Source organism: Acidobacteriota bacterium (assembly GCA_028874215.1).
Classification (GTDB): domain Bacteria; phylum Acidobacteriota; class UBA6911; order RPQK01; family JAJDTT01; genus JAJDTT01.
Map to the genome: position 1 here is coordinate 167,145 of JAPPLF010000003.1, position 13,944 is coordinate 181,088.

Genomic DNA, 13,944 nt, shown 5'->3' on the forward strand with positions numbered 1-13,944 from the left:
CAGAATCGGTTCGCCTCAACCGGCGGCTCCGCACCATTGGCGGATCGTCTGTGTGAAGAGTTGGGTGCCCTTCTCGATCTGGTCCAGAAGGATCCACTCGTCGTGGGTATGGGCTTGGGCGATGTCCCCGGGTCCCAGCACCACCAACCGCTCCAACTCCGTCAGCATGGCGCCGTCAGTGCCGAAGGCGACGGTCCGGGGGACCCGCCGTCCCGTCAGGTCCAGCGCTTCCTGGACGAAGTCCGAGTCGGGATCCATGTAGATGGGCTTGCCCGTCCAGAGCGGGTTGAACTCGATTCCGCACTCCTCGGCCTTCTCCTGCGCCCGCCGCATCAGGCCGTCGGCGTCCATGCCGGCCATGGGACGGTAGTAGACGGTGCAGATGCTCTGGGCCGCCTTCATGTTCACCACCCGGGTGTGGTCGTTGATTCCGATGTTCCAGCTGATTCCCGGCGGATCGAATTCATCGTTCTGCCACTCGGGGTCCGCCTCCGTCTCGTCGTGGATGCGCTTCATCTCCGAGAGGAAGGGAATCATGGCCAGGTTGGCGTTGAGGCCCTCGCGGCTGCTGGAGTGGGCCGCCTTTCCGTGCGAAGTGGCGATGAACCCGTAGGTGCCCTTGTGGGCATAGACCACTTCCAGCATGGTGGGCTCGCCAATGACTCCCCGGGTTCCTCCCTCGACCATCTCGCGGAAGAATCGGGATTCGCGGGCCACCGCGGCCGCGCCCCCGTAGCCGATCTCTTCGTCCGAGGTCAGGGTGATGTAGAGGGGCTCCCGGAAGCGGGCGTCCGAGAACCGGCCCGCGGCCGCAAGCATGCAGGAGATGGACCCCTTCATGTCGCAGGAGCCGCGCCCGAAGAGGCGGTCTCCCTTGATGGTGGGATCGAAAGGTCCGTGCTCGTCGGTGAACCAGGTGTCGGCCGGTACCGTGTCGGTGTGGCCGAAGTAGGCCATGCCGCCCTGGCCCTCTCCCCGCTTGCCCACGACGCTGGCTTTGCGGACTCCGTTGGCGTCGTCGTACTCGATCCGCTCGGTCTCGAAATCCAGGCGTTTCAACGCCTCTTCCACGTAGTCGGCCGCCGGCAGGTTGGAACGGCTGCTGGTGGTGTTCATGGGAACCAGGTCGTGCAGATAATCGAGGGCTTCCATGGGTTCGCTTCTCCTGATTATTTCGACCCGTTTATATCACCCGCGCCGGAGCCGGGGGAATCGGCCACCGTGTGTTATTTTCCCTCGTCCGGTGATTTAATCGGCGCAACCCGATAGAGGAGGGATCGTGAAGAAGCTGATTTTGTGCACATTGGGGACGATCTGGCTGGCGGGACCGCTCTCGCTTTCCTTGTCTGCCGGATCCCACGACGTTGTCCGGGATGTCGGGTCGCGTCTGGAACTCTTCGTTGACGACTGGCTGATCGCGCGCATGGACAATTTGCGGTTGGCAATGCACCGCCCGCAACCGGCCGAGGTGGCCATCGAATTCGACCGGCCCTGGGAAGGAGAGTACTCGGCCTACGTGACCGTGTTCCAGGACGGCGACCGGTTCCGGATGTACTACCGGGGGGTGGGGACGGACGAAGATGCCAAGCAGTTCTACTGCTATGCCGAGAGCCTGGACGGCGTCCACTGGACGCGGCCCTCGCTGGGTCTGCATTCCCACAACGGCTCCAAGGACAACAACATCATCTTGACGGGCAAGGGGTCGCACAACTTCGCCCCGTTCAAGGATTCGAACCCCGAAGCTCCGGCCGACCAGCGATACAAGGCGCTGGGGGGAGGTCCGCTCCTGGTCTTCGCCTCGGCCGACGGCCTGAACTGGAGGCAGGTCCAGGAGGAGCCGGTCATCAGCGACGGCGCCTTCGACTCCCAGAACCTGGCGTTCTGGGACCCGGGACGAAGGAAATACGTGGCCTTCTACCGGGATTTCATCCGCCCCGTTGGAGCCACGTGGAAATATTCGGGTGTGAGAGCCATCAAGACGGCGACCTCAGCCGATTTCCTCACCTGGACAGAGGGCAAGTACCTGGACTATGAGGACGCGCCCCTGGAGCATTTCTACACCAACGCCATCACGCCCTATCCCCGGGCGCCGCACATCTATCTGGGTTTTCCCAAGCGCTTCATGCCCACCCGAATCGTCCAGGAAACGGACGAAGCCCTGTTTCAGGCTTATTGGAAGGAACTGCACGAGCCCGGCAGAAAGGAACGGCTCGAACGGAACCGCAAGCGAGCCGCGGCGGCGGGTCAATCTCTGGAGGAGTGGTACCGGATCGCCCTCTTCGGCGGGGTCTCGGACGCAGTCCTCATCAGCAGCCGTGACGGATATCGCTTCCAGCGGACGTTTCGGGAGGGTTTCGTCCGTGCCGGCCTGGACCAGGGGAACTGGGGGCACCGGAACAACATGACAGCCTGGGGAATCCTCCGGACCGGCCCCGAAGAGGTCTCAATCTATCTGGGTGAGCACTATGAGTTGCCCACCTGCCGGCTGCGCCGCCACACTCTGAGAGTCGACGGCTTCGCTTCCGTCCACGCCGATTTCGGGGGCGGCAGCCTCCTGACTCACCCACTCACCTTCGACGGCAAGGAACTGGTCCTCAACTACTCGACGTCCGCCGTCGGCTACGTGAAGGTGGGCCTGCAGGATGAGTTGGGTCGACCCGTCCCGGGCCTGAGCCTGAACGAAAGTCCCGAAATCTACGGGGACGAAATCGAGCGCGTGGTCCGTTGGAACGGCGACGGCGACCTGGGCGACTGGTCCGGCAAGAAGGTCCGCCTGGTGTTCGAGATGAAGGACGCCGACCTCTATTCAATTCGCTTCCGTTAACAAGACGGGCGGGAGGATTGCATTCGGGATGAGATTTCGTCGAGCGGCCTGGGGTCTTGCGGGCATGGCGTTTGCCCTGCTGCGCACCCTCGCGGCGCCGGCCTCGGACAAGCCGGTCGTGGTGGGCGGCGAGAAGCAACTATTCGTCGGACCCTGGACCGAAGACGGCCGGGACGAGCATCTCGTCGCGTCCATGCGCAACGTCACCATGCGGACCGGCGAGGCCATCGCCACCGGTAGGAGGGTGCCGCTGCCGGCGCCCGGATTCGTGGTCCGGGACGGGCCGCTATTCCGTCTCTACTACGGCGCGCCGGGCGTCGAATGCGACTATTGGAACCAGAAGCTCCACTGCAACCTCCTGCGTTACGCCGAGTCGGACGACGGCGTCGAGTGGCGGAAGCCGTCCCTGGGCCTGGTGGAATGGGAGGGCTCGCGCGACAACAACATCCTGTTCCCCAACGACGATTTTCCCTACGCCGTGGCCTCCGTCGGCGTCAACACCGTGTTCGTGGATCCCAATGCTTCCGGTCCCGCGGATCGCCTCAAAGCCAGCTTTAAACTCACTCCGCCCCGCGAACCCGATCCGGACGATGAAATGGAGCCGCTTCCCGACGGAAAGGGGAAATACGGGTTCGTTTCCGACGACGGCATTCGCTGGAAGCGGATCACGGGCAAGCTGGGGACCTCGGGGGATGGAGGCTTCGAACCCTTCTGGGACGGCCGCATCGGCAAGTACGTGGCCTACAGCCGGGTCAAGACCTTCGACGACCCGCGGCAGTTGGCCTACTACCACCGGGTCTACGGCGAGCGGGAAATGGGCTGGCGGGCCCGGCTCCTCCGCATGGGGCGATCGGTGTCGGACGATTTCATTCACTGGACTCCGGAGGAGATCGTCCTGGCCCCCGACGAGGTGGACGAGGCCAATTCCGCGGCTCCGAACCGCGTCGACTTCTACAGCCTGCCCGTGATCCAGTACACGAGCCGGGTCTACGTCGCCTTCGTATCCATCTACAGCCATTGGGAAGCCAAGATCAAAGAGGACGGATCGCTGAGCCAGTTCCCGGGGCGAGCCGACATCCAGTTGGCCACCAGCCGCGACGGGATCCGTTGGAGCCGGTCCCCGGGGCGGACCCCGTTCATTCGGCTGGGTCCGGAGGGGAGCTTCTGGGCCGGAATGCTCTTCGTGAAACGTCCGCTCCCGTCGGCGTCGGACCCGCGGATGGAGATCTACTTTGACGGTTGGCAGAAGGTCCACAACGATCCGACCCGGACGGGGCAGCCGGTGCGGGGCGTGGCCGTTGCCCGGACCGACGGCTTCATCGCGGCCGAAGCCGCGTATACGGGAGGGGAGCTGACGACGAAGCCGCTGGTTTTCGAGGGGACAACGCTCCAGTTGAATGCGGACACCGGCGCCGGAGGGATCGTTCAGGTGGAGATTCAGGACGAGTCGGGACGGCCGCTGGATGGCTTCACGGCGGCCGACGCCGGCGAGATCAACGGCAACTATCTGAAGGTCGCGGCGAGCTGGAGAGGCCGGTCCGACGTGAGCGGGTTGGCGGGACGGCCGGTTCGTCTTCGGTTCGTTATGCGGGATGCCCGGCTGTATTCCTTTCAGTTTGTCCGGTAGGAGGGGCGATTTCCTAATCGCCCGTTCTTCGTTACTAGATTGTCACTTTGGAGATCGGCGGTTAGGAAACCGCCGCCCCCGCCCCCGCCCCAGCCTTGCGGCTTGTCCTGTTCTCTCAGTATCTTACCGTCAGGAGGACGTCATGCATCAGAGGGGATTCCGCAGCAGCATCACCACCCAGGGGCGGCGCATGGCCGGAGCCCGGGCTCTCTGGAGAGCCACCGGGATGAAGACGGAGGACTTCCGGAAACCCATCATCGCCATCGCCAACTCCTTTGCCCAGTTCGTCCCCGGCCATGTCCACCTGCATCCCATCGGCCAGAGGGTCAAGCAGGTCATCGACGCCAGCGGCGGGTACGGCGTGGAGTTCAACACCATCGCCCTGGACGACGGCATCGCCATGGGGCACGACGGCATGCTCTACTCCCTCCCCAGCCGCGAGCTGATTGCCGACAGCGTGGAGTACATGGTGAATGGCCACAAGGCCGACGCCCTGGTCTGCATCTCCAACTGCGACAAGATCACTCCCGGCATGCTCCTGGGAGCCCTGCGGTTGAACCTGCCCACGATTTTCGTCTCGGGAGGTCCCATGGAGGCGGGCCGCGCCCTGCTGGCTTCGGGGCCGGCCAAGCTGGATCTGGTGGATTCCATGGTGGCCGCCGGTGACAGCCGGATCAGCGACGCCCAGGTCCTGAAAATGGAGGAAGAGGCCTGTCCCACCTGCGGGTCCTGCTCGGGCATGTTCACGGCCAACAGCATGAACTGTCTCAACGAAGCCATCGGCTTGGCGTTGCCCGGCAATGGGACCATCCTGGCGACCCACGCGCTGCGCTGGCAGCTCTTCGAGCGGGCCGCCAAGCGCATCGTCCGGATGGCCCGGGCCTTTTACCTTGAGGGGGACGAGTCGGTGCTGCCCCGCAACATCGCCACCTTCGACGCCTTCGAGAACGCCATGAGTCTGGATATCGCCATGGGCGGGTCCACCAATACGGTGCTGCACATCCTGGCCATGGCGCGGGAGGCGGAAGTGGATTTCACCATGGCCGACATCGACCGCCTGTCCCGCCAGGTCCCCTGCATCTGCAAGGTGGCGCCGGCCACGGGCAAGTTTCACCTGGAGGATGTGGCCCGCGCCGGCGGGATTCCGACCATCCTGGGAGAGCTCCAGCGCGCCGGGAAGATTCACTCCGGAGTGGGGACCGTCTCCGGGGACGACATGAAGAACATGATTCGCAGGAACGACTTGCGGGACGGCAACGGCTCGCTTTGTGATTTCGCGCGCCGCCGGGCGCTGGCGGCTCCCGGAGGGGTTCGCACCCGGGAAGCGTTTTCTCAGGAGAGCTACTACCAGGCGTCCGACCTGGACTCGAGGGAAGGGTGCATCCGGTCGGCCGAGCACGCCTATTCCCAGGACGGAGGGCTGGCCGTCCTCTACGGCAATCTGGCCGAGGACGGGTGCATCGTGAAGACCGCCGGGGTGGACGAGTCGATCTGGGTCTTCGAGGGACCGGCCCGAGTCTTCGAGTCCCAGGAGGAAGCCTGCGACGGGATTCTGGGAGGAGGGGTCCAGGCCGGGGACGTGGTGGTGATCCGGTACGAAGGACCCAAAGGCGGTCCGGGGATGCAGGAGATGCTCTATCCGACCTCCTACATCAAGGCCCGGCAACTGGGCGCCAAGTGCGCGCTGCTGACGGATGGGCGCTTCAGCGGCGGGACCAGCGGATTGTCCATCGGACATGTCTCCCCCGAGGCGGCCGAGGGTGGGGCCATTGCCCTGGTGGAAGAGGGAAACCTGATCCGGATCGACATTCCCAACCGGACGCTGGAATTGGCGGTCCCGGACGAAGAGCTGACACGACGCCGCCGGCAAACGGAAGCTCGGGGCCGGGACGCCTACCGTCCGAGCGACCGCCACCGTCCCATCTCCCAGGCCCTGGCCGCCTATGCCGCTCTGACCACCAGCGCCGCCCAGGGCGCCGTCCGCGATATTTCCCAACTCGGTTAGAGGACGGCCCGAAACTCCCGGCGAAGTAAGACAGGCGTCTTTCAGGCGCCAACCGGGTAGAGGACGGTCCGAATTTGGTGACGAAATCAGAATTAATGACGGCTTGAAGCAAATTTTTTTGACACTGTTGTTTTCATTTCAGCGGTGGTATAACTCACCCACTCTTGCACCATTGTCTTCTATATCCACAGCGGAGCCGATGTTGCGTACCACCACAACTTTCTTTTGGGGGGAGGATTATCCATGGGTAGAATCATCGTTGCGTTGACCGTCCTGGTGGCCATCATCGAGGGTGTGGGCAACCTGGACACGGGAGGCATACTCGCCTTGGCCCTGGTCGTCCTGGGTATCATCTACGCGATAACCCAGATCGATCCTGAAGATGCGACTGGCGTGTTGGTCGTTGTCATCGCCTCCGGTGCTGCCGTGAGTTCGGGCGCGTTGGAAAACATCCCCGCGATTGGCGGGCCCGTGAACGCTATTCTCGGACAGATCGTCATGTCGCTGCATGCGGTTGCCGCCACCGTTCTCGTGTTGAGAATCATCAACCGGCTCAAGGGCTGAACTACGTGGAGAGGGGCGGTTTCCAGCCGCTCTTCTCCCTTCTCACCTCATCATCGCACGTCCGGCGGGAAGCTCGGCTGAGCCTGTGACAAGTGAGGCGACTCCGGGTTTTTTTGCTTGACACTGTTGTTTTCATTTCAGCCGTGGTATAAACCTTCCAACCTTGCGCTATTGTCTTCCATATCCACAGCGAAAACGAAGCCGACGTAGCGTGTCACCACAACTTTCTTTTGGGGGGAGGAACATCCATGGGTAGAATCATCGTCGCGTTGACCGTCCTGGTGGCAATCATCGAGGGTGTGGCCAAACCGGAGACAGGAGGCATACTCGCCTTGGCCTTGGTCGTCCTGGGTATTGTCTATGCCATAACCGAGGTCGATGCTGAAAATGCGACTGGCGAGCTAGCCGTTGTCATCGCCTCCGGTGCTGCCGTGAGTTCGGGCGCGTTGGGGGGGTTGGACATTATCGCGGGGATTGGCGGACACATCAACGCCATTCTCGGACAGATTGTCGTGGCGCTTTATGCTGGAGCGGCCACTGTGCTCGTGGTGAGGATCATCAACCGGCTCAAGGGCTAAGTTTTATGGTGAGGAGCGGCAGGCCGCCGCTCCTCACCCCCTCACGCCTCTTTCGTAATACGCAAGGCGGAAAAGCTCGGCGCTGGGGACAAGGGCTGAGCAATTCCTCTCAATCGCCGGACCTCCTTCGTCCATCCGGTTCGGCGCACCGTCGGCATCCGTCCGCCTTCATCGCCTTCCTGCGTCCCTATGCCGGGGTTTCCGGCCGTCTCTTCGCTTTGTTTCTCCAGCCTCTTTCGCGCTTTTTCTAGAAGTAGAACTTGAGCGCCCCCTGTAGCTGCCGGGCCGGTTGCGCTTTCCCCAGAGCCCCGAACTCGGAGGTTCCGAACTCACCGGTCTTGGACTGGCCCGTCAACACGAAGTTGGGATGGTTGGTGGCGTTGAAGGCCTCCAGGCGCAGCTCCAGCCGCCGGCTTTCCTGGAACTGAAAGGTGCGCCGGAGTGAAAGGTCCAGATTGATGACGCCCGGTCCCTCCACCGAGCTCCGTCCGGCGTTCCCGTAATGGAACATCTCCGGACGCCGGAACGCCCCGGTGTCGAACCACCGGGAGGGAGTCCGCTCCGAGCCGGCAAGGTTGGGATTCCGAATCCGGTCCGGCCATTGAGAATGGTAGGAGCCGGTGTCCAGCGTGTCGCCGGGCAGGTAGACGGTAAACCAGCCGCCGTCCTGGAAGCTGGCGATGGCCCGAATCGACCAGCCGCCGAGAATCTTCGCCATGGCCCCCTTGGAAAGAAAGGCGCGTCCGGCGCCGAAGGGCAGATCGTAGCCGGCGGTCACCATCACTCGTCTGGGCGCATGAGATTCGGAAAGGGCCCGGTTGGCGGCATGCGGCATGTTGCGGGATCGGAATCGGCGGCGCGAGGGCGGGCCCTGGTATCCGCCCCCGTTGTCGATCTGCCGGGACCAGTCGAAAACCAACAGGGCCGAGAGTCCGTAGCGGTCCGGTCTCTTTTCCACCTGCAACTGCATGCCGTGAAACCAGGCGTCCGCGTCGGCAAAGGGCATCTCGACGTTTTGCAGTTCGGGGTAAGGACGGCGCCGGCTCCGGTCCCCCGGACCGGGGACCGCATCGTTCAGAGAGATGGTCTCCAGACGGTTTATGGAACGAGATCCCAGGTACCCCACCTGCAAGAGGACGCCCGGAGACCACCGGTGCTGAAGGCTCAGCCCCCAGGAATGGGTGGCCGCCAGCCGAAGGGGCGTCTCCATCCCCGAGTGGTTGGGAGCTGCCGAGTCCGCCAGGCTTTCCGGAAACGGATCTGACAATCTCAAGGTGGCCTGCTCCAGGGGCGCCAGGAACACCAGGCGCCGAGCGCCCGGACGTGGATTCTTGGCCATTTCCTGAACCATGTTCAGATCGGGCTCATTGGAATAGATTCCGTAGCCGCTTCTCAGCACCGTGGCGTTTCCGAGCCGATACGAAATCCCCAGACGGGGAAGGATGGCGGAGGCCCGGTTCCACTCGACCAGGGGGAAACCGGGTTCGAAGCGGCCGGTTTGGGGAGCCGGCGGGTCCGCATCCACGAGCGGGGGAGTCAGACGTCCCTCGGCCACGTCGAAGTTGGCCATGAAGCCCCGCTTGTCCCGCCAGGGGAGCCGAAGCTCGTATCGCAGTCCCAGCGTGAGGGTCAGCCTGGGGCGGACCCTCCACACGTCCTTGAAGTAGAAATAGAAGCTGTTCTGGTGGAAGTTGCCGCGGAAGTCCTCGCCGCCCAACTCGGTGCGCACCGGATGTCCCAGCAGAAAGTCGGCGAACGCGTTTCCCGTATACCGGCTGAAGAACTCGAATCGGGAACGGCGCTGCATGACGTAGAAGTTGTAGTGCTGCCGGAATTCGACCCCTCCGCGCAGCGTATGGTTGCCGCGGGACCAGGAGACGTCGTCCTTGACCTGCCAGTTCCCCAGGTTGGCGTGCCCCACGGCGCCCGAGTCGCCGATTCCGGTGTAACCCTGGATGACGATGGAGGGAACGCCGCTCCGGTCGGCCTCGCTCTTCAGCAGTTGCGGAATGCCGAGACCCAGAGGGACTTGGGGCTTGGGTCGGGACGGACCGGCGATGTAGGGGCGGAAGAACCAGTGGATGCTGGCCGCGTTGATCAGTCCGTTGCCCAGGGTCCTGGTGTTGGAGACCGATTGTCCGTAGCTCCGCAGGGGCTGTACCGCAGAAAAGACGCTGAATGTCCGAGGGGAAACCTGGGGACTCGAATCCCAGATGAAGCGGCCGGCCCATCGGCTGCGGGGCGAGGTCGCAAGGTCCACGCGCGAGATGATCTGGGGATTGTCCAGGTTTGCCGTCGAATCGGGACTGGTGAAGTTCAGGGGGCCGGGCGTATTCGGAGACGGCCAGAAGTGGAGGAGCTTCGTAGACATGGGATCCAGGCGTTGCCGAGGCAGCCGGCCGTCCGGGAACGGTTTCCCGGTCGTCGGGTCCAGGATGGCCGATGAGAACTCGCCCCGCTTTTCGGCGTCGGTGGGAACGACGCCGGTCAACGGCCGGGTCTCCCGAATCGACCGGAGCTGGTAGGAGACGAAGAACCAGGCCTGGTCCGCCCCGTCGTACAGACCGGGGATCAGGACCGGACCTCCCAGGGTCGCACCCAACTGGTTGCGCTTGAATTCGGCCTTCCCCTGTTCGAAGAAATTGCGGGCGTCCAGGTTGTCGTTCCGGTGAAACCAGTACAGGTTTCCGTGAAACTGGTTGCTGCCGCTCTTCGTCACCGCCGTGATCTGGCCGCCGGGACGCACGCCGTACTCGGCCGAATAGAGGCCGGTCTTCACGTCGAATTCCTGCAAGGCGTCGGTGCTCGCCTTGAACGGGGTATCGCCGTCTCCGTGGGTGAAGAGGGTGCCGTCGATATAGGTGAGATTGTCCTTGAACCTCATCCCCATGACCTGGACGTTGCCCCCCCTCGAAGCCGAGGGAGCAGCCCCCGCCGCCAGACCGGCCAGCTTTCCCATGTCGCGGGCGTTGACCGGCAAAGAGTCGAGTTTCTCCTGGTCGATGACCTGTCCCAGATCCGTCCTCCCGGCTCCCAGCAGAGCCGGCCCCGCTTGTTCGACCGAGGTTTCGGCGGCGTCCCCCCGCCGGAGTCGGAAATCCGCCCGGAGGGACTGTCCCACCAACAGATCCAGGTCCCGAAGAACCATGGTCCCAAATCCCGACGACGCCACGGCCACCTCGTACTTTCCCACCGGGAGGCCGTCGCGCCGAAAATAGCCCGCCGGGCTGGTGAGAAGCTCGACGGCCTGATTCGTGTCCTGGTGTCTCAGGCTGACCTGGGCATTCGCCGCGGGAGATCCGTCCGGCAGCAGGACCCGGCCCAGAATGGTGCCGGTGTCGATCTGGGCCATCAGGAGAACGCCGGCCGCGAGGCAGACGGCCAGAGCCGGCGCCGGAAGTATTCGAATGAGCCTCATGACAACTAATCCGCGCTCCATGATACCTGTTGGCGAATTGCTTCCCATGTCCGCGGCGCGGGCTCCCGCTTGCGTAGCAATGGCCTTTCCTGGACACTCGGGTCCCAAACTGCCCAGCGACAAGAGGAAGGAAACCATGAATCGAAGAAGCTTCGTCGGTTCGGTGGCCGGGACTGCCGGGTTTGCCGCCGCCGTGGCCCAGGACGCTCAAGCAGAGGCGCGTCAGGCCCTGTCGGAGATGCGGATCACCCGGATTCGCTTCTACGAGGCCCCCTCCCGCGTCATGTTCAATCAGAGCGCCCACGTTTCTCTCGTCGAAACCAACCAGGGCATCGTGGGGGTGGGCGAAGGGGGATCGGCGGACACCATCCGCCAGTGCGCCGGCCTGCTCATCGGAGAGAACCCGGCCCGCATCGAGCATCTGTGGCAGCTCATGTACCGGGGGCACTTCTATCCCCCCGGACGGGAGAAAATCCACGCCCTGGGCGCACTGGACCTGGCCCTCTGGGACATCCGGGGCAAGGCTCTCGGCGTCCCCGTCTACCACCTGCTTGGAGGCCCGGTTCGGAAGCACATCGAGTGTTATTCGACGGGATTCGGGGGCTACAAGACGACACGGGATGCGGCCCGCGCCTGCATGGACGCCGGTTTTCGGGCCTTTAGAACCAGCACTCGGGGTTCGGGTGACCAGTACAACCCACGCCAATCCGTTCGCGACACCTACAAGCTCTGCGTCGAGGTTCGAAAAGGGGTCGGCCCCGACGGCGATTGGGCCGTCGACTACCACACGCGTCTGGACATGCCCGACGCCATCCGGCTCTCCACCCTCATCGAGGACCTGGAGCCCTACTTCGTCGAAGACCTGATCCGCAGCGAGAATCCGGGCGTCTACCGGCAGTTGCGTCCTCAGGTGAAGGTGCCCATCGCCGTGGGCGAGCAGTTCGGCGACCGCTGGGACATCAACGAGCTGATCGAGGAACGGCTCATCGACTATTCGAGAGTCTCCCTCCCCAATGCCGGCGGCATCACCGAGTTCATGAAGATCGCGGTCCTTTGCGAGACCCACTACGTCGGATTGATCCCCCATTTCACCGGCCCGATTGCCACCGCCGCCCTGGTGCATGCCTGCAACGCCTTTCCGGGGCCCGTCCTGACGGAGATGCGGGGCAGCCGAAAAAAGGATCTGGCCCACCTGCCGGTGAGCTACGACTTCCGGGAGGGAAAACTCTGGCCCACCGACCGGCCGGGTCTGGGTGTCGTGGTCGATACCAAACCCCTGAAGCTGGTGGCCGAAGTCACGGAGCCGATGGCAGGCGCCCCTTTGAATCGGCGTCCCGACGGCTCCATCACGAACTGGTGACTATAGGAGTGGGGGTTTTCCTACCCCCGATTCCGGCTCGTCAATGAAGAAAGGGATCGGTGACATGGCATCGCAGGTGAATCGCCGGATCTTCCTCGGGACCGGAATGGGTGGGGCGGCGCTCGTCTCACGGTTCTCTCACTCCCAATCGGCGTTGACTGTCGGCGACCGCGCCCAGTTGCTCTGGGACGACCACTTGGTGGACCGGAAAGAAGGCATCCGGCTCAGCGTCACTCCCGCCCGGGCCGACCACGTCCGGGTGGTTTCCCCCGACGTTCCGACCGACCAGGATGGCGTCTGGGCCTGGGTCACGGTGGCGGACGAGGGCGGCCGGGTGCGGATGTGGTACTCGGGCCGCGCCCTGGGCGATCCGGCCGAAGTCAGCCGGCTCTGCTACGCCGATTCGGAGGACGGCGTCCACTGGGACAAGCCCCCCTGTGGGGTCACCTCGTTTCAAGGCAACCGGCGGAACAACATCGTCCTCACCGTCCAGCACGAAGGCGGCGTATTCCTGGATCCGTCCGCCGGACCGGGCCAGCGGTACAAGTGTGTCTTCGGGGAACGGGACAAGGAACGCGGATACGGGCACCGGAGGACCCTTCCGCTTCGGGGAGGATCCCGGGAATGGCTGGGCCCCACCATCGAAGGAGCGTCGTCACCGGACGGCATCCATTGGACCAAGGGGCCCGGTCCTCTGATGGACTGGTACACGGACACCTGCAACGTCTGCTACTACGACTTCCGGCTGAAAAAGTACGTCTGTTTCGTCCGTGACAACCAGTATCCCCGCTTCAAGGGCGGAGCCATCCGCTGTATCGGCCGCACCGAGAGCGAGACCTTCGGCGACTTCCCGCGGCCGGAGCGTGTCCTGGCGCCCGACCGGGACGATCCGCCCGGGATGGACCTCTACAATTCGGCGGCCCAGCCCTACCCGTTCGCCGATGGGGTTTATCTGCTGTTCCCGTCGGCCTACTACCACGACACGGACAACCTGGAGATTCAGATCGCCACCAGCCGCGACAGCGTGCGTTGGCGGAGGCCCGACCGCAGTCCGTTTCTGAGTCCGGGCAGGACAGGGGACTTCGACAGCCGCATGGTCTACATGGGCGTGGGCATGATTCCCCGGGGGGACGAGATCTGGATGTACTACGGCGGCTTCGACGTCGGCCACGAACAGGTCAAGCGGGCCCCCGGCATGGGAGGCGTCGGCCGGGTCAGGTTCCTGCGGCACCGGATCGTCGCCCAGGCGGCGGAGTCGGCCCTCGGCCACCTGGTCACGAAGCCGCTGATCTTCTCGGGCCGGCATCTGCAGCTGAACGCCGATTGCGGAGCCGGCGGCCGGATCCAGGTCGGCGTCCTGGGGCTGGACGGCGCCCCGGTCCCGGGTCTCGGCTTGGAGGAATGCGAGCCGCTTATCGGCGATGTCCTGCGAGGCGTGGTCAGGTGGAAATCAGACGCGCGACTCTCCGACCTGACCGGAAAACCGGTCCAACTCAGCTTTCGCCTACAACGGCGAGCCCGCCTCTACGCCTTCCGTTTCCGATAGGAGGGGGGACTTTCCTGTCCCC

Annotated in this window: 9 protein-coding genes; 7 read left to right on the forward strand and 2 right to left on the reverse strand. The window is 64.0% G+C overall.

Annotated features, from left to right (window positions below):
• Window positions 1–15: 15 nt before the first annotated feature.
• Window positions 16–1,152 carry a M20 family metallopeptidase gene (locus OXT71_00730; protein ID MDE2924912.1) on the reverse strand — a complete coding sequence of 379 codons (1,137 nt, stop codon included), beginning with the start codon at window positions 1,150–1,152 and terminating at the stop codon, window positions 16–18.
• Window positions 1,153–1,279: 127 nt separating this feature from the next.
• On the opposite strand from OXT71_00730, the gene OXT71_00735 reads away from it, so the two are divergent.
• The 5 genes from OXT71_00735 to OXT71_00755 all read left to right on the forward strand — a co-directional run bounded on the left by OXT71_00735 (window position 1,280) and on the right by OXT71_00755 (window position 7,598).
• A complete protein-coding gene (locus tag OXT71_00735; GenBank protein MDE2924913.1) occupies window positions 1,280–2,824 on the forward strand; it encodes a hypothetical protein in 1,545 nt (514 codons plus the stop codon).
• Between the two features lie 28 nt (window positions 2,825–2,852).
• On the forward strand, window positions 2,853–4,451 hold the full coding sequence (locus OXT71_00740; protein ID MDE2924914.1) for a hypothetical protein: 1,599 nt from the start codon (window positions 2,853–2,855) through the stop codon (window positions 4,449–4,451).
• Window positions 4,452–4,593: 142 nt separating this feature from the next.
• Window positions 4,594–6,456: a dihydroxy-acid dehydratase gene (gene ilvD / locus OXT71_00745; protein MDE2924915.1), complete on the forward strand. Its 1,863-nt coding sequence runs from the start codon at window positions 4,594–4,596 to the stop codon at window positions 6,454–6,456.
• A 243-nt stretch (window positions 6,457–6,699) separates the two neighbouring features.
• Window positions 6,700–7,020 carry a hypothetical protein gene (locus OXT71_00750; protein MDE2924916.1) on the forward strand — a complete coding sequence of 107 codons (321 nt, stop codon included), beginning with the start codon at window positions 6,700–6,702 and terminating at the stop codon, window positions 7,018–7,020.
• A gap of 248 nt (window positions 7,021–7,268) precedes the next feature.
• On the forward strand, window positions 7,269–7,598 hold the full coding sequence (locus tag OXT71_00755) for a hypothetical protein (GenBank protein ID MDE2924917.1): 330 nt from the start codon (window positions 7,269–7,271) through the stop codon (window positions 7,596–7,598).
• Window positions 7,599–7,845: 247 nt separating this feature from the next.
• Here the strand turns inward: OXT71_00755 and OXT71_00760 are convergent, their stop codons facing one another.
• Window positions 7,846–11,016, reverse strand: coding sequence for a TonB-dependent receptor (locus OXT71_00760; protein ID MDE2924918.1), 3,171 nt, complete (start codon window positions 11,014–11,016; stop codon window positions 7,846–7,848).
• Window positions 11,017–11,152: 136 nt separating this feature from the next.
• Between OXT71_00760 and OXT71_00765 the strand changes: the two genes are divergently transcribed.
• Both OXT71_00765 and OXT71_00770 read left to right on the forward strand, forming a co-directional pair.
• Window positions 11,153–12,376: a mandelate racemase/muconate lactonizing enzyme family protein gene (locus OXT71_00765; protein ID MDE2924919.1), complete on the forward strand. Its 1,224-nt coding sequence runs from the start codon at window positions 11,153–11,155 to the stop codon at window positions 12,374–12,376.
• A 43-nt stretch (window positions 12,377–12,419) separates the two neighbouring features.
• Entirely contained in the window at window positions 12,420–13,922 is a 1,503-nt protein-coding gene (locus OXT71_00770; GenBank protein ID MDE2924920.1) for a hypothetical protein, read from the forward strand.
• The last annotated feature ends 22 nt before the right edge of the window (window positions 13,923–13,944 follow it).

Bases quoted from the DNA above. Each gene is read 5' to 3' on its own strand.
- OXT71_00750 (MDE2924916.1), top strand. From the start codon at position 6,700: ATGGGTAGAATCATCGTTGCGTTGACCGTCCTGGTGGCCATCATCGAG.
- OXT71_00740 (MDE2924914.1), top strand. From the start codon at position 2,853: ATGAGATTTCGTCGAGCGGCCTGGGGTCTTGCGGGCATGGCGTTTGCC.
- OXT71_00730 (MDE2924912.1), bottom strand. From the start codon at position 1,152: ATGGAAGCCCTCGATTATCTGCACGACCTGGTTCCCATGAACACCACC.
- OXT71_00770 (MDE2924920.1), top strand. From the start codon at position 12,420: ATGAAGAAAGGGATCGGTGACATGGCATCGCAGGTGAATCGCCGGATC.
- OXT71_00765 (MDE2924919.1), top strand. From the start codon at position 11,153: ATGAATCGAAGAAGCTTCGTCGGTTCGGTGGCCGGGACTGCCGGGTTT.
- ilvD (MDE2924915.1), top strand. From the start codon at position 4,594: ATGCATCAGAGGGGATTCCGCAGCAGCATCACCACCCAGGGGCGGCGC.
- OXT71_00755 (MDE2924917.1), top strand. From the start codon at position 7,269: ATGGGTAGAATCATCGTCGCGTTGACCGTCCTGGTGGCAATCATCGAG.
- OXT71_00760 (MDE2924918.1), bottom strand. From the start codon at position 11,016: ATGAGGCTCATTCGAATACTTCCGGCGCCGGCTCTGGCCGTCTGCCTC.